We start from the raw sequence: 24,953 nt of genomic DNA on the forward strand, positions 1-24,953 counted from the left end.
CTAGGCTAATTTGAAGCGTAATTTGACAATAAAAATTTTACAATGTGAATTTTACAAAATGAAAGCCAATAAATCCTTGCTGCGAAAGTCGCATTTTCTCGGCACCAAAATACGTAACTTGCGAAAACGCAACCATTTAACCATGGAAGACTTGTCGACCCGGTGCGTTCGGGTGAACCCGGAATCGGCACCATCGGTGTCTTATCTGTCGATGATTGAACGCGGCAAACGGGTGCCCAGCATCGAGATGCTGGAAGTTATTGCGGAGGTATTCCAAAAACCATTGGACTGGTTTCTGGATGGCGACGAACTGCAAGAAGACATTATTCCGAATAAAGGCAGCCGCGGCGGTATTCATGGCATGCCGCTGGAACCCGGCTTTTTATTTTCAGCCGATATTTTGCAAATTGCTTTGCCGGAGCTGCTGTCCCAAACCGGCACCAGCTCGCGGCAGTTTGCTCAGTTGTTGATCCGCGCGCATCAGGAGCACCATCAAAACCATTTTCCGGAGCTGGAAAGAGCCGCCGAGGACATTGGTTTAAAACGCATGCCGCTCAGTGTCGAGGATTTGCTGCAGTTGGCCAAAGCGCAGGGCTTGCAGATCAGCTGGTTTGATGAAGCGCCGACCGAGCTGTTGGATGAGCTGGGGGTGCGCAGCCGCAATGTGCCGACGTCCTGGTTCGAACCACCCAAGGCATTGAAGCTTAACCGCTTGTTGCAGCAGTACCCAACCCGGTTAAAGTACGAGCTGGCGGTGCATATTGGCCATGCGGTGCTGCACAATAAAGATGGTGTGAAAAGTGCGATGTCGGTCGGCGGCGCCCATACTGCCGGAGCCATGGTCACCGACTCGGTGTCGCCGGAAGATATCCTGCATGCCTGGCGCGATTTTGAATCCAGCTTTTTTGCCGGGGCTTTGCTTTGCCCCAAGGTGCCGTTTCGCCAGTTGTTGGACCGCCATGGCTATGAGATCAACAGTCATCGATTGGCGGAGGTGTCGGCATCCGTTGCCATGCGGCGCATGACGGCTGTTTCCAGCTATCCGCACTGGCACTACTTTGATGCCTACACCCCTGGTAAATTGAAGGCTGTTTATCGGGGCAATGGCATCCCGCTGCCTTGGGGCAACATGCGCGAGGTGGACGATCCCTGCCAGCACTGGGCGGTGTTTCGGATGTTTGATGGCACCGGTGAGGGCAGCTCGGCGCAGCTGTCTTTGCTGGATGTGCATGGCAAACCCCGTATCTATTGCTGTGAGTCGGTACGGGTCAAAGATTTAGCCAGCAATGCTCATGTGCTTTGTGCCGGCATCGACTTAACCCCTGCCATTGCCGCTCAGGGGCTGGATGCCGACAGCCTGGCAGCGGATATGAAAGCCTTGTGCATTGCCGAAGGCGGCGCTGCTAAAATTCCGGCTTCGGTACGCAGTCCACTGATCAGTGTTGCCAATATCTTAAATATAAACTGGATCGGCCGCAGTCTGGACAAGCCGGCTCAGCTGATTTGCTCGCGCGGCACCCGGTGTCCCAGGCAGCCGTCTTGTTATCACTGTCCGGGGTTTTCCACAGGCTGACAGCGGTGATTTCAGCTATACTTCTTTGCAGGAGGAGCGCACCGTGGATTACGAATTTTATTACAATCGGGACACCGGAAATTTTGCCCTGAACTTACCACTGGAGCAGGATGCCATTGCCCGCTTTTTACTGGATGAGTTTGTGCTGGATCAGGCCGGTTACCACCTGTTGCTGCGTGAGTTGCATGGCCTGGGCAACCACAGCAGTTGGCAGTATCAGGGCCGGAACTGGTCCTTGTTTGTCGAAGATGGTGATGTGCTGGTGTGTCATCATTCACTGCTGGAGCTGGAACACGAGCCCTTGCCTGATAAGTTGGCTGGCAGCCAGCTGGCGCTGGATGAAGACAACCTGCAAGGCGAATGTGGCCTGGATGATTTGATTCGACTGGTTGAACAGTGGCAAGTGTTTGTGGCAGGGCAGCGGGGGCGGTTGAATGGCGCCCATTCTCAATAGCGTGCTCTTGCCGTTGTCTCATTGCTTTATGCGTTGCCTTTGTCCGCCATTGTCTTTTCACCTGCTGTTGTCCACTTTGCTGCCACTGCCTGCTGAGGCCTGGCTGCACTTTGGCTGGGAATAAACGCACCGCTCTGGTGCGTTTTTTTTCGCCAACGGGTAGCCTTATTTATTTAATCCTTCCAATTCAATACCTTGAAAAACTGGCACATGATTTCCTTATGCTAATGGGCGAATAACGATAAACCCAGAAGGAAACATCTATGAAGCTTGTATGTGCCATCATCAAGCCCTTTAAGCTGGACGATGTCCGTGAAGCCATTGCGGAAATCGGCGTTGAAGGCTTAACGGTCACCGAAGTCAAAGGCTTCGGCCGGCAAAAAGGGCATACCGAACTCTACCGTGGTGCGGAGTACCAGGTGGACTTTCTGCCAAAGGTCAAACTGGAAATTGCCACTCTGGATGAGCATGTCGATCGCTTGATCGCGGCCATTGAAAAAGCAGCCTGCACCGGACGGATAGGTGACGGCAAGATTTTTGTGTTTGAGCTGGCGCAGGTGGTGCGGATCCGCACCGGTGAAACCGACGCCGATGCGATCTAGGGAGAACGACCATGCAAGAACAAATCTATCACTTACAATTTGCCATGGACACCTTCTATTTTCTGATGTGTGGTGTGCTGGTGATGTGGATGGCTGCCGGCTTTTCGATGCTCGAAGCGGGCATGGTGCGCTCCAAGAACACCACGGAAATCCTCACCAAAAACGTCGCGCTTTACTCGATTGCCTGCATCATGTATTTGATTTGTGGCTATCAGCTGATGTACCAGGGCGGCTTTTTCTTAAGCGGCATTACTGAGCTGGATGTGGATGCTACCCTGGCGGACTTTGCCGGGCGGGAAGATGGCTTTACCGGGGACTCCATTTACGCCGGTGCGTCCGATTTCTTCTTCCAGGTGGTCTTTGTGGCAACAGCGATGTCCATTGTGTCTGGTGCTGTGGCTGAGCGGATGAAGCTGTGGGCCTTCCTGGTCTTTGCTGTGGTATTGACCGGTGTGATTTACCCGATGCAAGGCAGCTGGACCTGGGGTGAAGTACCGGTCTTTGGCTTGTACGACTTAGGCGAACTGGGCTTTTCTGATTTTGCGGGTTCTGGCATTGTCCATATGGCGGGTGCCTCTGCTGCATTGGCTGGTGTGCTATTACTTGGGGCTCGAAAAGGCAAATACACCGCCGATGGCAAAGTGCATGCCATTCCTGGTGCCAACATGCCGCTGGCGACTCTGGGCACCCTGGTGCTGTGGATGGGCTGGTTTGGCTTTAACGGCGGCTCGGTGTTAAAGCTGGGCGACATGGCCAATGCCAACGAAGTAGCGGTGGTTTTTGTTAACACCAATGCGGCAGCAGCTGCCGGTGCCATAGGCGCCTTGATTTTGTCGGTAATTTTATTCCGTAAAGCCGACCTGACCATGGTGCTGAACGGCGCTCTGGCAGGCCTGGTTGCCATCACAGCAGAGCCGTCCACACCGACCCCCCTGCAAGCAACCTTGTTCGGTGCTATCGCCGGTTGCATTGTGGTTGGGGCCATCATTGGCATGGATAAGCTGAAGATTGACGACCCGGTGGGTGCTATTTCAGTGCATGGCGTGGTGGGTTTATTCGGTCTGTTACTGGTACCACTGACCAACAGCGACAGCAGCTTCAGTGGTCAGTTGATCGGTGCGGCTACCATTTTTGTCTGGGTCTTTGTTACCAGCCTGGTGGTGTGGTCGGTGCTGAAGAAAGTGATGGGCATTCGTGTCAGTGAGCAGGCCGAGTATGAAGGGGTGGATCGCAGTGAGTGCGGCATTGAAGCCTACCCTGAGTTTGTCTCTTCGGTAAAGTAATGGAGCCGGGAGCTGTGGATGACGGCTCCCTTCAAACGGCAGCGCCAGTTTTGACTGGGGCGGTGCCTGAAGTGCCAAGCCGTTAATGCTCGAAGTTCATCCAACAGGACCCGTGCTATGCACGGGTTTTTTATCGCAGTTGTTAGGGCACAAAAAGAAAACGGCCGCACTACTAAAAGCGGCCGTCTTGCGTCTAGTGCTCAGCATCCTGCTGTTGCTGTCCTTGCCTTGCGTCCTTCACCTCATCCCGAGGTTCCTTGCGTGGCGTCCTGCCGTGTCCTGTTGTCCGTAGAGGTGCTTCCTGCAACCTCGCACTCATCCTGAGTGATTCCTGCGTCGTCCGTGCCATCCATTTGCGCTAGTCAATCGAAATCCGGTCGATCGTGGCTCCTGCCTGTCCATTGATTCACGTTGTTCCTAACGTGACTTACTGTCCCTAGCGTGTCCGCTGCATCCCGCGCTGGCTAGCCTTTGCCAGCATCACTCATCCTGAGTGGTCCTGTGGTCATCCTGACCTGCATGCTTATTCCTTAGCATGCGGGGTTCGTCCTGAACCTGTCCTGAATCGTCCTTGCACATCCTGTGGATCGCTATTCACTTAAAATGTCATATAATAAGTGGCATCCTGCTGCGCTTCGTTCTTCCTGAACTTGTCATCCGCTGACATGGTTAGTATGCGATGAAGGGAGGGCTGCGAACAGTCAGGGTAAGAAAAAAACTTTGCTGTCATACGATTGTAAAAATAAATTTTTTAATAAAATACCAATAAAAACAGTTGGATGAATAATTATGGTGCTCCTGATAAGGCAGCTTTTGCCGCTTTGGCGCACTAATTTGTGAGATATGTCTCACAAGCGATTGGGGTAATTGCCTTTTGGCTTACAACAGCCCCCACAGGACTGAAAGGAGTATCCACTGGATGGCAAGAGAGCAACTGGGTATTTGTGCAGAAGCCAACTTGCATGGCGATTATCTGCTACTCAATGCACTGGATGGGCAAGAAGCCTTGCTGCGGCAGCAGCTGGCGCAGATCCCCGCACTGTTGAGCCAGTTGGCGGATCATTTTTCGGAAGCCTTGTTGACCGGCGTGGTTGCCATTGGTGCCAATTATTGGGATAGCCTGTACCCACAAGCCCGGCCAGCAGGTCTGTTGCCTTTTCCGGCGCTGGAATCGTCTGAATTGCTGATGCCGGCCGATTCTTTTGATCTATTGCTGCAAATTCGTTCGGATCGGCAAGATGTCAATTACCTGGTGGCGCAGCAAATTTATCAGATGTTGCTGCCGGCTGTGGAGTTGGTGGAGCATATGCGCGGCTTCCGTTACCTGGATGGCCGTGATTTAACCGGCTTTCTGGATGCGCCAGAGGCCGTACGGGGCCGCAAGCGGCGTGAGCTGGCTTTGCTTACCGCTGAGCAAGAGCCGCATTTTTCCGGCGGCAGTTATCTGCATCTGCAGCGCTTTCGTCACGACATAAAGCGGTGGCAGCGCTTAGCGGTTTCTGCTCAGCAAGCCATTATCGGCCGGCATAAATCCGATGGCCAGTGGCTGCCATTGGCGCAGTTGGAGCCGGATTGCCACAGCCTGTGTTTTTATCAGGACAAGGACCGGCAGCAGCCCTTGCCGCTACTGACGCAGAACATGCCTTTTGCCGATTTAAAGCAACAGGGGTTGCTTTGGTTGTCTTACAGTGCGGACAGCACGGCTTTTGAAACTCTGATGCGGCAACGCCTGGGGCTGGCGGAGCTGGCCAGCGACAGTTACGATCGCTTGCTGGATTACAGCCAGGCCGACCTTGGGGCGGCATTTTTTGCGCCCTCGGTCAGCTTTTTAGAGCAATTTGAGCATGGCTGAGCGGGGGGAGTGCTAGACCTTTTCAAACAGCTCGGTGACTTTTTCCAGTGTGAAGTTGATGTTTTTCACACTGATGGGGGCGATAAAGATGGTATCGTCGCCGGCAATGGTGCCCAGCACACCTTCGGCCTTGCCAACGGAGTCCAGTAGACGTGCAATCAACTGTGCAGCGCCCGGGCTGGTACGGATAATAATCATCACGTCGTTGTGCTCAATGTCGAGCACCAGCTGCCGCAGCGGGCTTTTGGTGGTGGGGACGCCGAGCTCAGGTGGCAGGCTGTAGACCATCTCCTGTTTGGCATTGCGGGTGCGAACCGCGCCGTACTTGCTCAGCATGCGCGAGACTTTGGACTGACTGACGTTATCAAAGCCCAGCGCTTTCAGTGCATCGACGATGTCGCCTTGTGAGCCAAAGCGTTCTTCTTTCAGCAAGTTTTTAAATGCCTGTATCAGAGCTTCTTGTTTGGATTGCTTGGTCATAACGGTCACTTTTTTATACGCTTCGGCTGAATATATTACTAAAGTCTGTGCAGTAAATTAACTCATTATGGGGTAAAATACCCGCGATTTTATTCAATGCATGCATATTTATGCCTGCGGACCAGTTGAACAAGGGGATTTCCAATGAAAGTAGCTGTGTTAGGTGCGGCCGGTGGGATTGGCCAGGCGTTATCGTTGTTATTAAAGCTGGATTTGCCAGCCGGAACAGAGCTGGCATTGTACGATCTGGCACCAGTGACCCCTGGTGTTGCTGTGGATTTAAGCCATATCCCAACTGCTGTTGAGGTGAAGGGCTATGGCAAAGACGACCTGGCGCCGGCACTGAAAGATGCCGACGTGGTGATGATCCCTGCCGGGATGCCGCGTAAACCGGGCATGGACCGTTCTGATTTGTTCAATGTCAATGCCAACGTGGTGAAAACCCTGGCTGAGGCCATTGTAGAGCAGTGCCCGAAAGCGCTGGTTGGTGTCATTACCAATCCAGTCAACACCACCGTTGCCATTGCGGCCGAAGTGTTCAAAAAAGCCGGAACCTACGACCCGCGTCGTCTGTTCGGGGTGACTACGCTGGATGTGATCCGTGCTGAGACCTTTGTGGCTGAGTTAAAGGGCAAGAACCCGGCCGATATCACGGTGCCGGTCATTGGTGGTCACAGTGGCACCACCATTCTGCCGTTGCTGTCTCAGGTAGCGGGTGTCAGCTTCAGCGATGATGAAGTCGCCTCGCTCACGCATCGCATTCAGAATGCCGGCACCGAAGTGGTGGAAGCCAAAGCCGGTGGTGGCTCTGCGACTTTGTCCATGGGCCAGGCTGCGGCACGTTTCTGTGTGTCGCTGGTGAAAGGTCTGCAGGGCGAAGAAGTTACCGAGTATGCCTATGTGGAAGGTGAAGGCGAACATGCCCGCTTCTTTGCACAGCCATTGGTGCTGGGCAAAAACGGCCTTGAGCGCTTGTTGCCGATTGGCAACCTGAGTGCCTTCGAGCAAAAAGCCATGGCCGATATGCTGCCAACACTGCAAGGGGATATCACCTTGGGTGAAGAGTTCGTGCAAAAAGCCTAATCAGCTTTCTTGCAACAAAAAAACCGTGCCTTGAACGCACGGTTTTTTTATGGCTAACTGGCCGACTTTTCTTCGGTCTTGCTTTTGTTGTTTGCGTCTTTTAACTCGCCTTTTTTGCCACTTTGCTGCAGTTTCACCACCTGTTCCTCGGTGGTAGGCTGACTTTCACCGATAAAGTGGCCACCGCGCTCAATGCTAAGTTCATCGCTGTGAATGGTGCCCTGGGCTTTGCCATGCGGCAGGATTTCGACATGATTGGCGTAGCACTCGCCTTCGAATAAGCCGTTGATAATGACTTTATCGGCTATGATTTCCCCTTTGACCCGGCCAGAGCGGCTGATAATCAGAGTTTTCTCGGTATTGATTTTTCCTTCCATGTAGCCATCAACATGGATGTCACAGGTTAGTCGGAAACTTCCATGGAAGGAGCTGCCTTGTGCGATGACAGTAGCAGCTGATTGCTTACCTTGGTTTCCAGCATGCTTACTAAAGAATCCCATTGAATACTCCTTTCCTGCGTAAAAACATGATCAAAATTGGTGGCATCCCAATCCATAAAGGCTTGCGGGTTGATAGGCCGGTCAAGAAAGTGTACTTCGTAATGCAAGTGGGGTGCGGTTGATGCGCCGGTATTGCCTACGGTGGCAATCAGCTGGCCTTTTTCGACAAAGCTGCCAGCGGTGACTTTAAATTCATGCAGATGGGCGTAAAGGGTGGCAAAGCCATAGGCATGTTTAATTTTCAACATATTGCCGTAGCCACTGTTGCTGGGGCGGACGCTTTCGACCACGCCATCTGCTGGCGCGTAAATCGGCGTTCCCCGGTTGGCGGCCAAATCAACTCCGCGATGATGCCGAACATTGCCGTGAATGGGATGGGTCCGGTTGCCAAAGCGGGATGAACGGTAACGAAACTCCAGTGGTGAACCGCTGGGGATCATTTGCAGCATGGTGCTGCGCACGGCCGAGTTGATGGTGGCGACATCCAGCCGTTGATCCAGATTATTGCTGTACACCTGATCCAAGCCCAGAGCCTGTTCGATTTCGCCAAGCCGACTGGTGGCCATGTAAATTTCATCGGTACGCTCTGCCAGCTCCTCTTCCAAAGTGCCGCGCTGCTGTTCCAGCCGGGCGATGTCGGCCAATAACTGCTCGCTGTGCTGCTGCAGGCTGAGCTGCTGGCGGTGGTGTTGTTCGACTTGATTGAGCAGGTAATTGACAAAAATGACGGTGGCCAGAGTCAGCACTGCCAACATCGCTGCAATCACAAGCATGTAACGGCGCAGTAGCTTACCAATGCTGTAATGGCGTGAGCCATGAATGCTGGAAATGGATATAAGCAGTTGGTCTTTCATGCGTGCTTTGCATCTCGGTTAGTGTGCGGCGAAAAGAACAGAAAATAAGGTGAAACGAGGATCCTGTCAAGTTTTGTACAGTGCCTGCGACTGATGGGGGTTATTAAAAAGCCGCTGCATTTGGCAGCGGCTTCTGTGTTTTAGTGGCCAGCAGTGCCGTCAAGGCCATGGGCATGGCCGTGGGCAATTTCTTCCTCAGTAGCCTCGCGCACCTGCAAAACTTCAACATCAAAGGTCAAATCAATGCCGGACAGCGGATGGTTGCCATCGACCACCACTTCCTCGTCACCCAGCTCCACGATGATGACGGAATGCTCGCGGCCATCCGGGCCGGAAGCCCGGAAACGCATGCCGACTTCAACCTCCATGCCTTCGAACATCGAGCGTGGCACCGACTGCACCAGTTGATCGTGGCGCTCACCATAAGCTTCTGCAGCTTCGATGGTGGCATTGAAGGTGTCGCCAGGGGCTTTGCCTGCCAAGGCTTTTTCCAGACCAGGAATTAACGAGCCGTGGCCATACAGAAAAATCAGTGGGTCGCCACCAAAGGAAGAATCCAGCTCAGCTCCGTTTGGATCCGTAACTTTGTAGTGCATGGCAACGACTTTGTTTTGAGAAATAGACATGAAGACCTCAGTTATTGAAGAGTGTATGGCAAAGGTTGCATCTGAAGTACCGTCTCCGGGTCCGATGCTAACCTGAGCTGTGTGGCCGCTGTTGTATCATTCGGCAGTACCGCCAGCACCCAGAGCTGCTGATTCACATTCACGGCATTGATGACCTGGCCAGCCCGGCGCCAGTTGCTTTCCAGCTGCATTTCGATATCGGTTCCTGCCACAGGCGTATGCTCGGTGGTTGCTGTGGCAATGAATGCAGCGCGTTTGTTTTTGCCCAGATACTTCATCCGGGCGACCATTTCCTGGCCCATGTAACAGCCTTTATCAAAGCTGATGGCATCCTGTGCCTGTAAGTTTAGCATTTGCGGCACATAGTGTCCGATGTTTTCCTGCTCCAGGTAACAAAGGCCATGCTGAATATGAGCTTGCAACCAGCGGGTGGGTGCTGCCAGCGGCAGGGTGCTGTCCTCCAGCCATTGTCTGGCTTGAGGGTGAGGGCTCAGCAGCAGGTAGTGATTCGGGGCCAGACAAAGCAGATGGCAGCCATTGCTGGATTGGCGCTCACCTGGCTCGGCAGCAACAAAGCCCAGCTGCTGCAGCAAAACGCTGACGGCGGCTTGTTCACCGCTGATGCCAAACACCGCCCAGTCCAATTGACCAGGTTCAAACTGTACTTTGGAGAAAACACCAAACTTCTTCCATTGTGCAAGCGAAGCGGCCAACTCATCCCGGTGCGCTACTACTAAGAGCTCATCCTGATCCGCTTGCAGCAGCTGAAAGACAGACCACATTTTACCTTTGGCATCGCAATGAGCACCACGCAAGACATTGGTGTCATTAAGCCGCCTAAGATCGCAGGTGCTCTGACTTTGCAGATACTTGATGGCGTCGGGCCCATGGGCGCGCAGCACGTCAAAAGCAGGCAAAGGGGCCAGGCACACAGGACTTGCCTGATTGGAGAGTCGAGCCAATTGGTCGGCTTGGATCCAGCTTGATTGCATAATGATAGTGTTTTTCAAAAAAGGACTCTGGTGATCATTGGGGATCAAAGCGCAAAGCTCAAGCTTTCGAACAGAAAATTTTCCCTCTGTCCGGTGTTGTTCTGTTTAACAGCTGTTTTTCCGGTATAATTAGTGCCCGTCCAGAAAGGCGGGCGCTAGCGCAGAGCAGGGATGCGCTGTCAAAATCATTGGTGTAAGCCATTGATTTTGCGAGCCAGGAAAAACCGCATTTTTTCCTGGCGACTCCGCGAAACGGCAGGGATGCCGTTTCAGGATGGAAATTAATTAGATCACCTTGTTGTAAATCTTACCGATGGAGCAGACGAGTCAATGTCGGAATTAATGAGCAAACCACGGCTACGCTGGGCCTGCCGACGCGGCATGTTGGAGCTGGATGTCCTGTTAGCCCCCTTTGTCGAAGAAGGCTACGATGCCCTGACTGACGCCGATAAAGGCCACTTTGAACGCTTGCTGGCCTGCGATGATCCCGATTTGTTTGCCTGGTTTATGGGGCACGCCAAAAGCGACGATGCCGACCTGCAACGCCTGATTGGGGTGATTCTGGATCGTGTTCGCGTCTAGCTTGGTGATTGCGCCTTCACGCTGGCGCCGTTACAGCTTGCTGTGTGTGCTGGTGCTGGCTCTGGTGTCGGCCCTGCTGATACCCCTGTCAGGCTTTTGGCTATTGCTGTATGGATTGGCCGGGGCCGCTTTTGGCTGGTGTTGGTGGGGTTGTTGGCAGCAGCAAGAGGCCGCTTGTACTTTGTTGCTGGGTGAGCAGGGCGAGCTGCGCTGGCTCCCGGCAGGGCGCGCAGCAGGTAGCTTGCAGCAGGACAGTCTGGTGCTGCCCTGGGCGATTTTACTGCGTTGGCGCGGCCTGCCTGAAAAAGGCCACCCCAGGGGGCAGCTGCACCGATACTGGTTGCTGGCCGATCAATGCAGTGACGATGATTTTCGCGCCCTGGCCCGGGCTATCCGGCAATGCCGCTGGCAGCAAGCTGAGCCGGCGGCCTAGCTACCATTGGCCGGGTGTTAAAATGGTGGGGCTGGTTTCGTCATCCTTCAGGCTAAAAGGGTAGTCCAAATTGTAGTGCAAGCCCCGGCTTTCTTTGCGTGCTAAAGCGCTGCGGATAATCAGCTCGGCCACCAGCACCAAATTTCGCAGCTCCAGCAGATTATTGCTGACTTTAAAGTGGCTGTAATAATCCTGAATTTCTTTTTTCAGCAGCTCTGCCCGGTGCAAGGCCCGCTCCAGCCGCTTATCGGTACGGACAATGCCAACATAATCCCACATAAAAAGTCGCAGCTCATGCCAGTTGTGGGTAATGACCACTTCTTCATCGGAGTCGCTGACCCGGCTTTCATCCCACTGCGGCAAGGTATCGGCCATCGGAGCATCAGCCAGCTGGCTACGGATATGACGGGCTGCGGCCTGGGCAAAGACGATGCATTCCAGCAGGGAGTTACTCGCCATCCGGTTGGCGCCATGCAAGCCGGTGCAGGCGACTTCGCCAATGGCATAAAGATTGGCCACATCGGTTTGGCTGTTCAGATTGACTAAAACCCCACCGCAGGTGTAGTGGGCAGCCGGTACCACCGGGATCGGCTCTTTGGTGATGTCCAGACCGACACTCAGGCACTTGGCATAAATGGTGGGGAAGTGCTCCAGAATAAAGTCTGCCGGCTGATGGCTGATGTCCAGGTAGACGCAGTTGGCACCCAAGCGCTTCATTTCATAATCGATGGCTCTGGCCACCACATCGCGGGGGGCCAGTTCTGCGCGTTCATCAAAGTCCGGCATAAAACGACTGCCATCCGGTCGCTTTAAATAAGCACCTTCGCCACGCATGGCCTCGGTAATTAAAAAGTTGGGAGCATCTGGGTGGTACAAGCTGGTGGGGTGGAACTGGTTAAACTCCATATTGGCCACCCGACAGCCCGCCCGCCAAGCCATGGCAATGCCATCACCGCTGGCGACATCCGGGTTGCTGGTGTACAGGTAGACTTTGCTGGCTCCGCCGGTTGCAAGGGCCACAAAGCGGGCCCGGACGACTTCGACTTTTCGAGCCTGCTGGCTCCAGATGTAGGCGCCCAGGCAGCGACTTTTGTCAGCATTGGTGATCAGATCAATGGCGTGGTAATGCTCCAGCAATTGAATGTTCGGGTGCTGACGGACTTGATCCACCAGGGTGATTTGCACCGCTTTGCCGGTTGCATCAGCCGCATGCAGGATACGGCGATGGCTGTGTCCCCCTTCGCGCGTCAGGTGGTATTTCATTTTGCCATCTTCATCGCGGTACTGATCGAAGGGCACCCCCTGGCGGATCAGCCACTGCATGGCTTCCTTGGCATGGCCGGCGGTAAATTGCACGGCCTGCGGGTCGCACAAACCGGCCCCGGCAATCAGCGTATCATTCACATGACTGGCGATGCTGTCGTTCTCATCAAAGACGGCAGCGATGCCTCCTTGCGCGTAGAGGGTGGAGCCCTCGCGCAGCGCGCCTTTGCTCAGCACCAACACCTTTGCATGCTCGGCCAGCTGCAGTGCCAGCGACAAACCGGCGGCACCACTGCCAATAATAAGGACATCAGATAGGTATTCTTTTTGTTGGCTCATACGGTACACTGCGCTCTGAAATGAATTCGCACTTACTAGGGCGATGGCATAAGCTTATTGTAACTTTTTCCTGCAAGGGGCAGAACTATTTATGACACCTTTTGTCCTACTGAGTACGCAAGACATGCGCCAGTTACAAAAAACGAAAGAAGTAGAATGGGTTACAGGGGATAAGCTCGGATGAGCGAGCAAGAATCGGACTGGCAGATTGTCCAGCGTGTGCAGCAGGGCGAGCAGGCTGCCTTTAATTTACTGGTCAAAAAATATCAGCATCGGATCACGAACTTAATCGCCCGATACGTCTCTAACCATGGTGACGTTGCTGATGTGGCACAGGAAGCTTTTTTAAAAGCCTACCGGGCTTTGCCTGGCTTTCGCGGCGACAGTGCTTTTTACACCTGGCTGTACCGCATTGCGGTCAACAGCGCTAAAAATTATTTGGTGGCGTCTTCGCGCAAGCCACCGTCCAGTGATGTCGATGCTGAAGAAGCCGATTACTTCGAGGGCAGCGATGCACTGAAAGAGCAAGATTCACCGGAGAAACTGCTGTTATCCGATGAAATACGCCAGGTGGTTTTTGACACCATCGAAGGCTTGCCAGATGAGTTGCGTACGGCCATAACCCTGCGCGAGCTTGACGGCCTGAGTTACGAAGAAATTGCCGATGTGATGGGGTGTCCCATAGGCACAGTGCGAAGCCGGATTTTCCGGGCTCGTGAAGCCATAGACTTACAGCTTAAACCTTTGCTAAGCTAAGCATGAGTGAATGACAGGAATGACTATGTCGTCAAAACAACAGCATGGGTCCGTTGCCGAACAGGTGGACCAGACCCATTCGACTGAGCCGACCGTTCAATCGTCACAGGAATGGGTGTCTGCCGCTGCAGATGGAGAAGCTATTTCGGAGCAGCAGCTGCATCAGCTGTGCGAAAACGCCTCCTTGCAACAGCACTACGAACGTTATCACTTGATTGGTGCTGCGCTCCGTAACGAGTTAGCCCCCAAGCTGCCAGCGGATTTTAGTGCCAGTTTTGCCGCCCGTTTGCAGCAAGAACCGGTGCATCAGTTGGTCGTGCATCGCTCATTCTTCCATCGTATTCAGCAGGGGATGCGTCAGGCTGCGAACAGCGAATGGTTGAAGCCGACGGCTCAGACCGCTATTGCTGCCAGTGTTGCCTTAATGGCGGTGTTGGGTGTGCAGTACGTGCAGCAGCCCTACGAGCAAGAGTTGATGTCGCCTCTGCCTGTGTTGCATACTCAGCCAGTTTCCGGTTTTGCTACCCCGGTAAGTTTGAGTCAGACTACGGTGGATGACCGTCTGGAACAGCATGCGCACCAAGCCATGCTGGAACAACAACGCCGCTTGCAGGATTTACTGAATGCTCACCATCAACAGGTACGGGTGTTGGAGCAGTCTGCATTGTTGAACGAGCAAGCGCCGGTGGTGACCGAGCCGGAGCCTGACGGAAATTACTAATGCGATGGTCCTTGCTGCTGCTGCTGGTCAGCAGCCTGTTGTTTCCCCCGCTGCTGCTGGCAGATACCAAAGGCTGGCAGCTGTTTCAACAAAGCCAGGATGCTGTTCGAAATCATAATTTTGATGTGTCCTATGTGGTTTTCAAAGGCGAACAGGTCACCAGTTTCCGCTGGTTGCACGGCGTGCATCAAGAGCAACAACTGGAACAACTGGTGCCGATGGATGTCGATGGCATCGATATCTTACGTAAAGGCAAGGTGGTTTATTACCTGACCCCGGAACGTCCCGTTTTAATAACGCTCAGCTCCTACATCAAAGAATTGCCTTCTTTACTTTATCAGCCTGTGGCTGACTTAAAGCAGTTGTACGATCCCGTTTCCGGCAGTGTCAGCCAGATGGGAGGCCGTTCTGCGCAGTTGCTTAGGTTAACCGCTTTTCATCCGGGCCGGTTAAGCTACTGGCTATGGCTGGATGTTGAGACGGGTTTTCCACTAAGGATTGATACCGTGGCTGAGGGGCACCAGTTGCTGGAGCGTTGGCAAGTCACGCACATGCTGCTGTCTCCGCAGTTGCCGGAAGCGCTAAAGGCGTTGTTGGATTTACCTTTGCCTCAACCCGACAAGCAGCACTTGCAACCCGTAGCAACACCGCCTCAGGCCTCGAACATTGAGCTGGCCTGGCTGCCTTCGGGCTTTAAGCAGGTCGAAGACCCATTGGTGGTGCCGTCGCTTGGCGTGCCGTTGTTGCATTATTGGCTGCTCAGCGACGGTTTGCATCAGGTGTCGGTTTTTGTGCAAAAGCCCAACCGTCAGCCAGCCCAGGCCTACCGTGATGGTGCCACTACCATTTATGTGCATTCGACCGAACAGTTTGATGTCACTGTCATTGGGCCTGTCACCCTGGAGATTGCGCGGCAAATTGCCGCAGCTGTGCGTTATGATTGAGCAAATTGCCACAGTGCGAAAGCTTGAGCCGGGTGGTGTTTGGTTGGAGACCACCCCGGTGACCACCTGCCATTCCTGCCACGCCAGTGAGCAATGCGGCACCGGGGTGGTGGCGAAAACCTTTACGCCCAGACGCTCTCAGTTCTTTTTAGTGACCACCACAGCTTTGTTACCCGGGCAAAAGGTGCGCATCGCCACCACGGAGCAGCAGCTGTTGCTGGCTGCTTTTTCATTGTATCTGATGCCGCTGCTGTTGATGATAACCGGTGTGCTGTTGGGATCCTGGTTGCTGCCTGCTGTTGCGGAGTGGATCTGGGTAGGATTGGCCTTGCTGTTGCTGTGGGGCGGCTATCGGTTGGCAGGGCATTTTGCCCATCGGTTAGAGCGCGATGCGGTCCGGTTGCTCGAAGTCTTGCCCGAGCTGGGACTTTGTCAACAGCCCGCTGCCAATACAGCGAAGATCACTTAGCCAGCAGATCACATAGCCAGCCGTCACAGGATCGAGTACAATTCGCCGATATCCCAATCATGCCATCTGCCACCAGACTGCGGTTTGAACGCATCGCAGCAGAGCCAGAATGCAACGCTTTAACAACTTGAGACATTATGCCTAAACTCAACCATATTCGTAACTTCTCGATCATTGCCCACATTGACCACGGCAAATCCACTTTGTCGGATCGTTTGATTCAGCATTGCGGTGGCCTGTCCGATCGTGAAATGCAGCAACAGGTACTTGATTCGATGGATCTGGAGCGCGAACGTGGCATCACCATCAAAGCCCAGAGTGTGACCTTGCACTACAAAGCGCGTGATGGAGAAACCTATCAGCTCAACTTTATCGATACACCGGGCCATGTCGATTTCAGCTACGAAGTCAGCCGCTCTTTAGCGGCCTGTGAAGGGGCCTTGCTGGTGGTGGATGCAGGCCAGGGCGTTGAAGCCCAGACGGTGGCCAATTGCTATACTGCCATTGAAATGGACCTGGAAGTTTTACCCATCCTCAACAAAATTGACTTGCCACAGGCCGATCCTGAGCGGGTCAGTGCCGAGGTTGAAGACATTATTGGCATTGAAGCCATGGATGCGGTGCGTTGCTCTGCCAAAACCGGGCTGGGCATCGAAGAGGTGCTGGAAGCTATCGTGCAAAAGATCCCGGCACCGGAAGGCGAGCCCGAAGCCCCAACTCAGGCGCTGATCATCGATTCCTGGTTTGACCCTTATCAGGGTGTCGTCTCTTTGGTGCGGGTAAAACATGGCCAGATTGCCAAAAAAGACAAAATCAAAGTGATGTCGACCGGTCAGGTTTATGAAGTCGATAAAATTGGTATCTTCAGCCCGAAGGCCACCGAGACTCAGCTGCTGAAAACCGGCGAAGTAGGTTTTGTCATTGCCGGCATCAAAGAAATCAAAGGCGCGCCGGTCGGGGATACCCTGACACTGGCCAAACAAGCCGCCAGCGCGCCCTTGCCAGGTTTTAAGCGGGTTAAGCCCCAGGTTTATGCCGGTGTCTTCCCCATCTCATCCGACGATTACGAAGACTTCCGCGATGCCCTGGCCAAGCTCAGCCTGAACGACTCCTCTTTGTTTTACGAACCGGAAAGCTCGGGCGCTTTGGGCTTTGGTTTCCGTATTGGCTTCCTTGGCATGCTGCACATGGAGATTATCCAGGAGCGGCTGGAGCGGGAATACGATTTGGATTTGATTACCACAGCGCCGACCGTTATCTACGAAGTGGAAACCAAGTCGGGCGATGTGGTGATGGTGGACAACCCCAGCAGCTTGCCGGCGGTCAATGACATTGCCCAGATCCGTGAGCCCATCGTGGAAGCCCACATTCTGGTACCGCAAGAGTATCTTGGTAACGTCATTACCCTCTGTGTCGAGAAGCGGGGTACTCAAATCAACATGACCTACCATGGTCGTCAGGTGGCTGTGGTCTATGAGCTGCCGATGGCCGAAGTGGTGATGGATTTCTTCGACCGTTTAAAATCCACCAGCCGTGGTTATGCCTCGCTGGATTACAGCTTCAAGCACTTCCAGGAGTCGGATATGGTCCGGGTGGATGTGCTGATTAACGGTGAGCGGGTGGATGCATTGGCCATGATTTGCCACCGTGACTTTGCGCAGAATCGTGGCCGCTCACTGGCGGATAAACTCAAAGAGCTGATCCCGCGCCAGATGTTTGATATTGCCATTCAGGCGGCGATTGGCAACCACATTATTGCCCGCACCACGGTGAAGCAATTGCGGAAAAACGTGATTGCCAAGTGTTATGGCGGCGACGTCAGTCGGAAGAAAAAATTGCTGCAAAAGCAAAAAGAAGGCAAGAAACGGATGAAGCAGGTTGGCAACGTGGAAGTGCCGCAGGAAGCCTTCCTTGCTGTGCTGCGAATGGACAAATAACAGGACTTTTTATGGCAGGATACTTTGCAATTTTTTTGGTGCTGCTGACGCTGGCCAGTGGCTTAATCTGGCTGCTGGATGCCCGGTTGTTTGCACCCAAACGCCGTCAGCAGGTGGAAACCGCTCTGGCTGCCGCCGGTGGCAAGTTGCCGCAGGAAACCCTTGACCGTCTGGCTCAAGAGCCCTGGCTGGCAGAGACTGCCCGCTCCATTTTTCCGATCATTGCGGCCATTACCATTTTGCGCTCTTTTTTGTTCGAGCCCTTCCAAATTCCATCGGGCTCGATGATGCCTACCTTGCTGGTGGGCGATTTTATTTTGGTGCAAAAGTTTGCCTACGATGTGAAAGACCCGGTCTTTCGCCGTACCTTGTACCGCAACAATCAGCCGCAACATGGTGATATTGCCGTCTTTAAATACCCGGAAAACCCGCGACTGGATTACATCAAGCGCATTATTGGTTTGCCGGGCGATCGGGTGATTTACCGTGACAAGCAGTTCTACATTCAGCGTGCTTGTACCGAAGCGCATCAGGGCAATTGCCCGGGGCTGGAGCAAGTGCGCTATACCTTTGCAGCCGATGGTGAGTTTACCCAGCAAGGCTTGCCGCAGCGCCGTTACCAGGAAACCCTGGGTGAGGCCAGTTACGATATTTTGCTGACACCGGCCTTGCCTGAACAAAAGCGTGATTACTACCGACAATCCGGCACTGCCATCGATGAGTGGCTGGTACCGGAAGGGCACTACTTTGCGGTCGGTGACAACAGAGACAACAGCCGTGACAGTCGCTTCTTTGGCTTTGTGCATGAAGACCTGATGGTAGGCAAGGCGGTCTTTATCTGGATGAGCTTCGAGTTTAGCGACAATCCCGATCGCGTGTTGCCACGTTGGATCCCGGTGGGCATCCGTTTTGAACGTTTGGGGCGTATCCGCTAAATGACGAAAGAACAACACCCGCTAAGTCGTTTGATGCCGTTGTTAGGCTACCAATTTGAGCAAATTGGCCTGCTGCAGCAGGCTTTGACACATCGCAGCTGCAAAGGACGCCATAACGAGCGGCTGGAGTTTCTGGGCGATGCCATTTTAAGCATGGTGATTGCCGAGGCACTTTACCAGCATTTCCCCAATGCCAAAGAAGGGGAGCTGACCCGGATGCGTGCCAGCCTGGTCAAAGGCGTGACTCTGGCCGAAATTGCCGGCGAACTGTGCATTGCCGATTACCTGCGACTGGGGCCGGGTGAAATGAAAAGTGGCGGTCATCGCCGGGAGTCGATTCTTGCCGATGCCTTTGAAGCCATCCTTGGGGCCATCTACCTGGATGGTGGCCTGGAGGTCTGCAAAGAACGGATTTTATTCTGGTTTGCCGGCCGCTTGCAGCGCATTACGCCGCAGCAACAAAAAGATTCCAAAACCCGACTGCAAGAGTATTTGCAGGGTCGTCGTTTGGCTTTGCCGGTGTATCAGGTGGAGCAAACCCAGGGTGAGGCGCACAACCAGCAATTTACCGTGAGCTGCACCATCGAGGGGCGCGCACCGGTGCTGGCAACCGGCAGTTCACGTCGCAAAGCCGAACAGGATGCAGCACACACCATGTTGGAGCAGATCCAGGATGAACACTGAAACCACAGCGCCTCAAACCCGTGCCGGTTTGGTGGCGATCGTTGGCCGACCCAATGTCGGTAAGTCGACCTTGCTCAATCAGCTGATTGGGCAAAAGGTCAGCATTACCTCGCGTAAACCGCAAACCACCCGCCATCGTATATTGGGGATTGATACCCGGGATGATGTGCAAACCGTCTATGTGGATACGCCTGGCCTGCACATTGAAGAAAAGCGCGCCATCAACCGTCTAATGAACCGTGCTGCAGCCAGCTCGATTCTGGATGTGGAGTTGGTGCTCTTTGTGGTAGAAGGCACCCGCTGGACTGAAGACGATCAAATGGTGCTTAGCCGGTTAAAGGCTGCGGCCAAGCCGGTGGTGCTGGTGGTCAACAAAACCGATCAGGTCGCCGACAAAGAAAAACTGATGCAGCAACTGCAGTGGCTGCATCAACAGCTGGATTGCCTGGCGATCGTGCCGGTGTCGGCAAAGAGCGGTAAAAGTGTCCCGGAGCTGCGCGAATTGGTGCAGCAACAATTGCCACCTTGTGAATTCTTTTTCCCGGAAGACTACGTCACCGATCGCTCGATGCGCTTTATGGCTGCGGAAATTGTCCGGGAAAAGCTGATGCGCTTTTTAGGCGATGAACTGCCGTATTCCGTGACGGTGGAAATAGAACGCTTCAAGTGGGAAGACAAGCTGTACCATATTGCTGCCCTGGTGCTGGTTGAACGTGACAGCCAAAAACGGATGGTCATCGGCAATAAAGGCGAGCGGGTCAAAACCATTGCCACCGAAGCCCGCAAAGATTTGGAGCGTCTGCTGGAGCAGCAAGTGTTTCTGCAAATCTGGGTGAAAGTCAAATCCGGCTGGGCCGACGATGAGCGCGCTCTGCGCAGCCTGGGGTATGGCGAAAACTAGCCTGGCACTGCCCTGGCACTCGGCGTTCATTCTGCATCGCCGACCTCTGGCCGAGCACAAAGTGATCCTGCAATTGCTGCTGCCCGAACTGGGCCGTTTATCGGCGGTGATACGACCGCGCAGCGGCAAGCAGCGTCAACCGCTGCAGCCTTTTCAGCTATTGAGTGTGCAGCTGAGTGGCCGGGCGGATCTCAAAAGCATTGTGAAGCTGGAAGAACAAGCCCCTGGCCTTGCTTTGCAGGGGCAGGCGCTGTTCAGTGCCTTGTATCTGAATGAACTGTTGTGCCGGCTTTGGCCGGACAACCTGGCCAGCGACGAGCTGTTTCCGCTTTACCATCACAGTGTGCAGCAGCTGGCCAGGGTCGAGCCTGTCTTGCCGAGCCTTGAGCCAGTGCTACGACAATTCGAATTTGCCTTGTTGGCTGAACTTGGGATGCCAGTGGACTGGCAGTGCGATGCTGATGGCCAGCCGTTGCAGCCGGAATGCTACTATCAATGGCAGGCTGAACAAGGCTGGTGTGCTGCCGAACGCGGCTGGCTGGGTGCGTTGATACTGCAGCTTGGCCTCGGTTGCTGGGAGCAAGCCGGGTGCCGGCAAGCAGCCAAACAACTCAGCCGGCAATTGCTGCGGCCACTGCTTGGCGATAAGCCGTTGCAAAGTAAAGCTTTATTTCAAACGAAGCAGCCGGACAACCCAGGCGGGATTGCCTCGGCTGACAAACCCTGAAGGAGCCTCTGATGTCGTCAATTTATCTGGGTGTGAATATCGATCATGTGGCGACCTTGCGCCAGGCGCGTGGTACCAACTACCCGGAGCCGGTGCATGCGGCCCTGGTGGCCGAGCAAGCCGGCGCCGATGGCATTACCGTGCATTTGCGTGAGGACCGGCGCCACATCGTGGATCGCGATGTTTATTTGCTGCAGCAAACCATCAGCACCCGGCTCAACTTTGAGATGGCGGTGACCGAAGAAATGCTCGCCATCGCGCTTGAAGTTCAGCCGCACTTCTGTTGTCTGGTCCCGGAAAAGCGCGAGGAGCTAACCACGGAAGGCGGGCTGGATGTCGCCGGCCAACTGGAGAAGGTGCAGTCGGCCTGCGCACGCCTTGCTGAACAAGGCATTCTGGTGTCCTTGTTTATTGATCCGGATCCGGTGCAAATTGATGCGGTGCTGGCTGCAGGAGCCCCTTACATTGAATTGCATACCGGCCGTTACGCCGAAAGCGACGGAGAAGCGCAGCAACAAGAGCTGGCACGCATTCAAGACGCCGCTCGCTACGCCAGCAGCAAAGGGCTGGTGGTGAATGCCGGCCATGGCTTGCATTACCACAATGTGCAGCCCATTGCCGCGATACCGGAAATCTACGAGCTGAACATTGGCCATGCCATCGTCGCGCGCGCTATTTTTAGTGGCTTGCATGCGGCTGTAGCCGATATGAAGCAGCTGATGCTGGATGCGCGTCGCTAATGGCCATCGCCGGTTTGGGCACCGACATCGTGCAGCTCAGCCGCATTGAGCGCAGCCTGACACGAAGCCCGAAGCTGGCAGAGCGGGTGTTGACGCCGACTGAGCTGAGTGACTTTATCGGCCATGCCGAGCCGGCCCGCTTTTTGGCCAAACGCTTTGCCGCCAAAGAAGCGGCAGCCAAAGCGCTGGGTACCGGCATCGGTCGCGGTGTGTCCTGGCAGCAGTTTCAGATTGATCACGATGCGCTTGGAGCACCCTTGCTTCGCTGCAGCGGCTACAGCCTGGAGTTGCTGCAACAGCGGGGTATCCAGCACTGCTGGCTTAGCATCAGCGATGAGCAGGATTACGCCTGCGCCACGGTCATTCTGGAGCGTTAAGACGACTGTGCTGCAGCTGGCGGAGTGCTGACCAGTTGCTGCCACTCTGCGCCTGACAAATCCTGCAACAAGCCCTCCACCACATCGGTCAGCTCCAGCATCTCAGGCTCCAACTGCGACAATGGCTGGCCGCGCTTCAGCTGAGTTTCCAGTTGCTCGGTCAATTGCTTGAGTTGGGGCACGCCGCTGTAACAGGTCGCGCCGTGCAGCTTATGCACATGGTGCAGCAACTGCTCGGCATCGCCGGCTTGCCAGCTTTGTTGGATGTGCTGAAACGACTCGGGTAAGGAGCTGCACAACATTTGCAGCATTTCCAGCGCCAGCTCGGCTTTGCCACCGGCGCGTTGCAAGGATAAAGACCAGTCAATGTAGTGGCTGTGCGGGATCACCAGCTCTTGCCGGGCGTTGCTGCTGCCTGCTGCCAGCACCTTGGTTTGCGGTACATGCTCCTGCAAAGTCAGTTGCAGCATGTGCTCATCCAGCGGCTTGCTGAGAAAATCGGCAAACCCAAGCCCCAGCAAGCGCTCCCGCTCGCCGGCGATGGCGTGGGCGGTCACGGCAATAATGGGGGTTTGCTCATTGAGCGAGCTTTGCTGGATTTTCTGACAGGCTTCAACGCCATCCATCACCGGCATATTGATGTCCATAAAAATAATGTCGTACAGGTGCAAGGTGGCTTTTTGCCAGGCTTCAGCGCCATGGACGGCGGTATCGACATGCAGTACCAATTCAGCCAGCAGGGTGTGGATGAGCTTGAGGTTGGCTTCATTATCATCCACCACCAGCACTTTTAAGTTGGCTTTGGTGGGTTTTAAGGCGATAGCCGGCTGCTGCTCATGGTGTGCGTAGGGTTGGGCCAGTACCATGGCCAGTTTGCGGTGATGCACGGGCTTGGATAGGCAGGCATCGGCGCCGGACAATTGAATGGCTTCGCGTAAGTGCGGCGACAAGGTATTGACCAGCAACACACAGTGATCGGCTTGCGCCCTGACGCGCTGGGCCAGCTCCTGAATTTGCTGCAACTGATGCAAAGAGAGGGTTCGACCCAGCAGCGCCAGATCATAATGTTGCTGGTGAGCCAGAGCTTGACGCAATTGAGCCTGGGTTGCACACAGGGTGACATCAAGCCCCCAACTGAGCAGCAAATTGCTGCAAGCTTCGCGGGAGTATTGCTGAGGCTCAAAATAGAGCAAGCGCTTGCCATCCAACAGCTCCAATGGCAAAGGCTCTGCCACTGTGGTGGGGTGGCGCTTGCATTCCAGGGTAAACCAGAAGGTCGCCCCTTTACCCGGCTGGCTCTCGACCCCAATATGGCCCGCCATCGCAAGCACCAGCTTTTGTGAAATCATCAAACCAAGGCCGGCGCCACTGCCTTTGCCGCTGCTGGTTTTTTGCTGGTTGCTGCCACGCAACACTTGTTGTTGTTGCTCTTCGGTCAGACCGATGCCGGTATCTTGCACCGAAATATGCAGGCCAAGCTGCTGTTCGGATAAAATACTGGCCCGTACCCGGATCACCACGCTGCCACGTTCGGTAAACTTGATGGCATTGCCGGCGATGTTCACCAGTACCTGCGTCAGGCGGGTGGCATCCAGCACCAGATCATCCGGGCAGCTGGGGTCGACGATCAGCGCCAGCTCCAGTTGCTTTTCAAAGGCTTGAGCTGCCAGCAGTTCGGTCGCGTCATCCAGCAGTTCGCGCAACGACACCGGTTGTGGATTCAGCGGCATCCGGCCTTCTTCCAGTCGGGCAAAGTCGAGCACATCATTGACCAGCACCAGCAGGCTATTAGCGGACTTTTGGATGGTTTGCAGGTAGTCGAACTGGCTGGCGCTAAGCTGTGTTTTTAGCAGCTGGCGGGTAAAGCCAAGCACGCCATTTAAAGGCGTTCGCAATTCATGACTCATTTTGGCCAGAAACTCAGTTTTCTGGCGGTTTTCTTCCAGTGCTTTGCGACGGCTGAGTTCCAGCTCAATACTCTGTACCTCCAGTTGCTCCATGCTTTGCTGCAAGTCGGCGGTGGCCTGTTCGACTTGTTGCTGCATGTCTTCCTGCAGCTCCTGACAGCAGCGCAGCAGACCATCAATGCCGGCAGAGAGTTGCTCCAGCTCGTTTCGGCTGGGTTCAACTGAGGTTGGTAGCCGCATCGGCGCCTGCTGCAGGCGTTGCAGCAACTGTTCTATTGGCAGACTGATCCGACGGCTGGTGAGCCAGCCTAACAAGGTGCTTAGGAGCAAAGCCGCAAAAACCGCCAGCAGCGAAGCCAGTAAGGAGGCGTTGCGTGCCAGCCGTAAGCTATCCCGCTGCAGTTGGACTGCCAGGTAACCCAGCAACTGTGGCTGGCTGCTGTAGCCTGTTTCTTGCCAAATGGGGCTACGGATAATCAGCCACTGATCCAAGGATTCCAGTTCGGTGAACTGCATGGCTGGTTGGGTGGAACTGCGGCTTAAACCTTGTATTTGCGGGTGGTAATTGCTGGTGAACAGCAGTTGGTGCTGAGGATCGAAGATGGCCAGACTTTTGACCAGCGGTGAGTTCTTGCGGTGACTGACATCCAGCAGCTGCCGCAGCAAGGCATCGTTGCCTTGTGCCAGTGCATCGCTGCTGGCCAGCGCTAACGGTTCGGCAATGTTGCTGGCTTGTTGTTCCAGAAAGTGTTGCACGTCCTGGGTGCGCACCTGGGTAAAATAACTGCCCAGCAACAGGCTGATCAGCACCGTAGGTGCGACGATCATCAACAAAATTCGATGATGCAGTGCAAGAGTCGTCATGGTGAGGGCAGCTTGCTACAATAGGGTTCGATACAACTATCATGACATAAGCGTCAGCAAATGCCTATAAGGGGC

26 protein-coding genes are annotated in these 24,953 nt (G+C 54.5%); 19 read left to right on the forward strand and 7 right to left on the reverse strand.

The features are described 5' to 3' along the window. Positions 1 to 58: 58 nt before the first annotated feature. From Q3O59_RS09130 to Q3O59_RS09150, 5 genes are all read left to right on the forward strand, one after another. Entirely contained in the window at positions 59 to 1,573 is a 1,515-nt protein-coding gene (locus Q3O59_RS09130; protein WP_305945293.1) for a DUF3612 domain-containing protein, read from the forward strand. Between the two features lie 43 nt (positions 1,574 to 1,616). After that, positions 1,617 to 2,027, forward strand: coding sequence for a YacL family protein (locus Q3O59_RS09135; protein WP_305945294.1), 411 nt, complete (start codon positions 1,617 to 1,619; stop codon positions 2,025 to 2,027). 263 nt (positions 2,028 to 2,290) lie between these two features. After that, entirely contained in the window at positions 2,291 to 2,629 is a 339-nt protein-coding gene (gene glnK, locus Q3O59_RS09140; protein WP_228589876.1) for a P-II family nitrogen regulator, read from the forward strand. Positions 2,630 to 2,640: 11 nt separating this feature from the next. Then, positions 2,641 to 3,912, forward strand: coding sequence for an ammonium transporter (locus Q3O59_RS09145; RefSeq protein WP_228589874.1), 1,272 nt, complete (start codon positions 2,641 to 2,643; stop codon positions 3,910 to 3,912). A gap of 919 nt (positions 3,913 to 4,831) precedes the next feature. Continuing rightward, the gene (locus Q3O59_RS09150) at positions 4,832 to 5,764 is read left to right on the forward strand and encodes a Dyp-type peroxidase (protein ID WP_305945295.1); all 933 of its coding nucleotides are present in this window, start codon (positions 4,832 to 4,834) and stop codon (positions 5,762 to 5,764) included. A 12-nt stretch (positions 5,765 to 5,776) separates the two neighbouring features. Here the strand turns inward: Q3O59_RS09150 and argR are convergent, their stop codons facing one another. Beyond that, a complete protein-coding gene (gene argR, locus Q3O59_RS09155; protein WP_091343761.1) occupies positions 5,777 to 6,244 on the reverse strand; it encodes a transcriptional regulator ArgR in 468 nt (155 codons plus the stop codon). 144 nt (positions 6,245 to 6,388) lie between these two features. Here argR and mdh point away from each other — a divergent pair, with 144 nt between their 5' ends. Then, positions 6,389 to 7,327, forward strand: a complete 939-nt coding sequence (gene mdh, locus Q3O59_RS09160; RefSeq protein ID WP_305945296.1) for a malate dehydrogenase — start codon at positions 6,389 to 6,391, stop codon at positions 7,325 to 7,327. A 53-nt stretch (positions 7,328 to 7,380) separates the two neighbouring features. Here mdh and Q3O59_RS09165 read toward each other — a convergent pair whose 3' ends face one another. The 4 genes from Q3O59_RS09165 to ygfZ form a co-directional block, all read right to left on the reverse strand. Further along, positions 7,381 to 7,770 (reverse strand): bactofilin family protein, encoded by a 390-nt coding sequence (locus Q3O59_RS09165; protein ID WP_369812383.1) that lies wholly within the window; start codon positions 7,768 to 7,770, stop codon positions 7,381 to 7,383. Then, the gene (locus Q3O59_RS09170) at positions 7,731 to 8,681 is read right to left on the reverse strand and encodes a M23 family metallopeptidase (protein WP_228589866.1); all 951 of its coding nucleotides are present in this window, start codon (positions 8,679 to 8,681) and stop codon (positions 7,731 to 7,733) included. Before Q3O59_RS09170 ends, Q3O59_RS09165 begins: the two co-directional genes overlap by 40 nt. A 140-nt stretch (positions 8,682 to 8,821) precedes the next feature. Further along, entirely contained in the window at positions 8,822 to 9,307 is a 486-nt protein-coding gene (locus Q3O59_RS09175; RefSeq protein ID WP_305945297.1) for an FKBP-type peptidyl-prolyl cis-trans isomerase, read from the reverse strand. A gap of 11 nt (positions 9,308 to 9,318) precedes the next feature. Further along, a complete protein-coding gene (gene ygfZ / locus Q3O59_RS09180) occupies positions 9,319 to 10,317 on the reverse strand; it encodes a tRNA-modifying protein YgfZ (protein ID WP_305945298.1) in 999 nt (332 codons plus the stop codon). Between the two features lie 312 nt (positions 10,318 to 10,629). Between ygfZ and Q3O59_RS09185 the strand changes: the two genes are divergently transcribed. Both Q3O59_RS09185 and Q3O59_RS09190 read left to right on the forward strand, forming a co-directional pair. Next, complete coding sequence (locus Q3O59_RS09185; protein WP_305945299.1) at positions 10,630 to 10,881, forward strand: FAD assembly factor SdhE; 252 nt, start codon at positions 10,630 to 10,632, stop codon at positions 10,879 to 10,881. Next, positions 10,868 to 11,314, forward strand: coding sequence for a protein YgfX (locus tag Q3O59_RS09190; protein ID WP_305945300.1), 447 nt, complete (start codon positions 10,868 to 10,870; stop codon positions 11,312 to 11,314). The genes Q3O59_RS09185 and Q3O59_RS09190 overlap by 14 nt, the downstream gene beginning before the upstream one ends. Here Q3O59_RS09190 and nadB read toward each other — a convergent pair whose 3' ends face one another. Further along, a complete protein-coding gene (gene nadB, locus Q3O59_RS09195; RefSeq protein ID WP_305945301.1) occupies positions 11,315 to 12,916 on the reverse strand; it encodes an L-aspartate oxidase in 1,602 nt (533 codons plus the stop codon). It lies immediately after the preceding gene. A gap of 180 nt (positions 12,917 to 13,096) precedes the next feature. Here nadB and rpoE point away from each other — a divergent pair, with 180 nt between their 5' ends. From rpoE to acpS, 11 genes are all read left to right on the forward strand, one after another. Further along, the gene (gene rpoE, locus Q3O59_RS09200) at positions 13,097 to 13,672 is read left to right on the forward strand and encodes an RNA polymerase sigma factor RpoE (protein ID WP_305945302.1); all 576 of its coding nucleotides are present in this window, start codon (positions 13,097 to 13,099) and stop codon (positions 13,670 to 13,672) included. Positions 13,673 to 13,697: 25 nt separating this feature from the next. After that, positions 13,698 to 14,393: a sigma-E factor negative regulatory protein gene (locus Q3O59_RS09205; RefSeq protein ID WP_305945303.1), complete on the forward strand. Its 696-nt coding sequence runs from the start codon at positions 13,698 to 13,700 to the stop codon at positions 14,391 to 14,393. Continuing rightward, the gene (locus Q3O59_RS09210; RefSeq protein ID WP_305945304.1) at positions 14,393 to 15,337 is read left to right on the forward strand and encodes a MucB/RseB C-terminal domain-containing protein; all 945 of its coding nucleotides are present in this window, start codon (positions 14,393 to 14,395) and stop codon (positions 15,335 to 15,337) included. The genes Q3O59_RS09205 and Q3O59_RS09210 overlap by 1 nt, the downstream gene beginning before the upstream one ends. Beyond that, the gene (locus Q3O59_RS09215) at positions 15,330 to 15,806 is read left to right on the forward strand and encodes a SoxR reducing system RseC family protein (protein WP_305945305.1); all 477 of its coding nucleotides are present in this window, start codon (positions 15,330 to 15,332) and stop codon (positions 15,804 to 15,806) included. The genes Q3O59_RS09210 and Q3O59_RS09215 overlap by 8 nt, the downstream gene beginning before the upstream one ends. 137 nt (positions 15,807 to 15,943) lie before the next feature. Further along, positions 15,944 to 17,743, forward strand: a complete 1,800-nt coding sequence (gene lepA, locus Q3O59_RS09220; RefSeq protein WP_228589845.1) for a translation elongation factor 4 — start codon at positions 15,944 to 15,946, stop codon at positions 17,741 to 17,743. 11 nt (positions 17,744 to 17,754) lie between these two features. Next, the gene (gene lepB / locus Q3O59_RS09225; protein ID WP_305945306.1) at positions 17,755 to 18,678 is read left to right on the forward strand and encodes a signal peptidase I; all 924 of its coding nucleotides are present in this window, start codon (positions 17,755 to 17,757) and stop codon (positions 18,676 to 18,678) included. Continuing rightward, positions 18,679 to 19,362: a ribonuclease III gene (rnc, locus tag Q3O59_RS09230; RefSeq protein ID WP_305945307.1), complete on the forward strand. Its 684-nt coding sequence runs from the start codon at positions 18,679 to 18,681 to the stop codon at positions 19,360 to 19,362. Continuing rightward, on the forward strand, positions 19,352 to 20,263 hold the full coding sequence (gene era / locus Q3O59_RS09235) for a GTPase Era (protein ID WP_305945308.1): 912 nt from the start codon (positions 19,352 to 19,354) through the stop codon (positions 20,261 to 20,263). The genes rnc and era overlap by 11 nt, the downstream gene beginning before the upstream one ends. Further along, on the forward strand, positions 20,250 to 20,990 hold the full coding sequence (gene recO, locus Q3O59_RS09240; RefSeq protein WP_305945309.1) for a DNA repair protein RecO: 741 nt from the start codon (positions 20,250 to 20,252) through the stop codon (positions 20,988 to 20,990). The genes era and recO overlap by 14 nt, the downstream gene beginning before the upstream one ends. Before the next feature lie 11 nt (positions 20,991 to 21,001). Continuing rightward, entirely contained in the window at positions 21,002 to 21,730 is a 729-nt protein-coding gene (pdxJ, locus tag Q3O59_RS09245) for a pyridoxine 5'-phosphate synthase (protein WP_228589835.1), read from the forward strand. Then, positions 21,730 to 22,107: a holo-ACP synthase gene (acpS, locus tag Q3O59_RS09250; protein WP_305945310.1), complete on the forward strand. Its 378-nt coding sequence runs from the start codon at positions 21,730 to 21,732 to the stop codon at positions 22,105 to 22,107. Before pdxJ ends, acpS begins: the two co-directional genes overlap by 1 nt. Here the strand turns inward: acpS and barA are convergent. Further along, positions 22,104 to 24,878, reverse strand: coding sequence for a two-component sensor histidine kinase BarA (gene barA, locus Q3O59_RS09255; RefSeq protein ID WP_305945311.1), 2,775 nt, complete (start codon positions 24,876 to 24,878; stop codon positions 22,104 to 22,106). The two genes, acpS and barA, sit on opposite strands and share 4 nt — an antisense overlap. Positions 24,879 to 24,953 lie beyond the last annotated feature (75 nt).

This window comes from Alkalimonas delamerensis, from assembly GCF_030717955.1.
Classification (GTDB): Bacteria; Pseudomonadota; Gammaproteobacteria; order Enterobacterales; family Alteromonadaceae; genus Alkalimonas; species Alkalimonas delamerensis.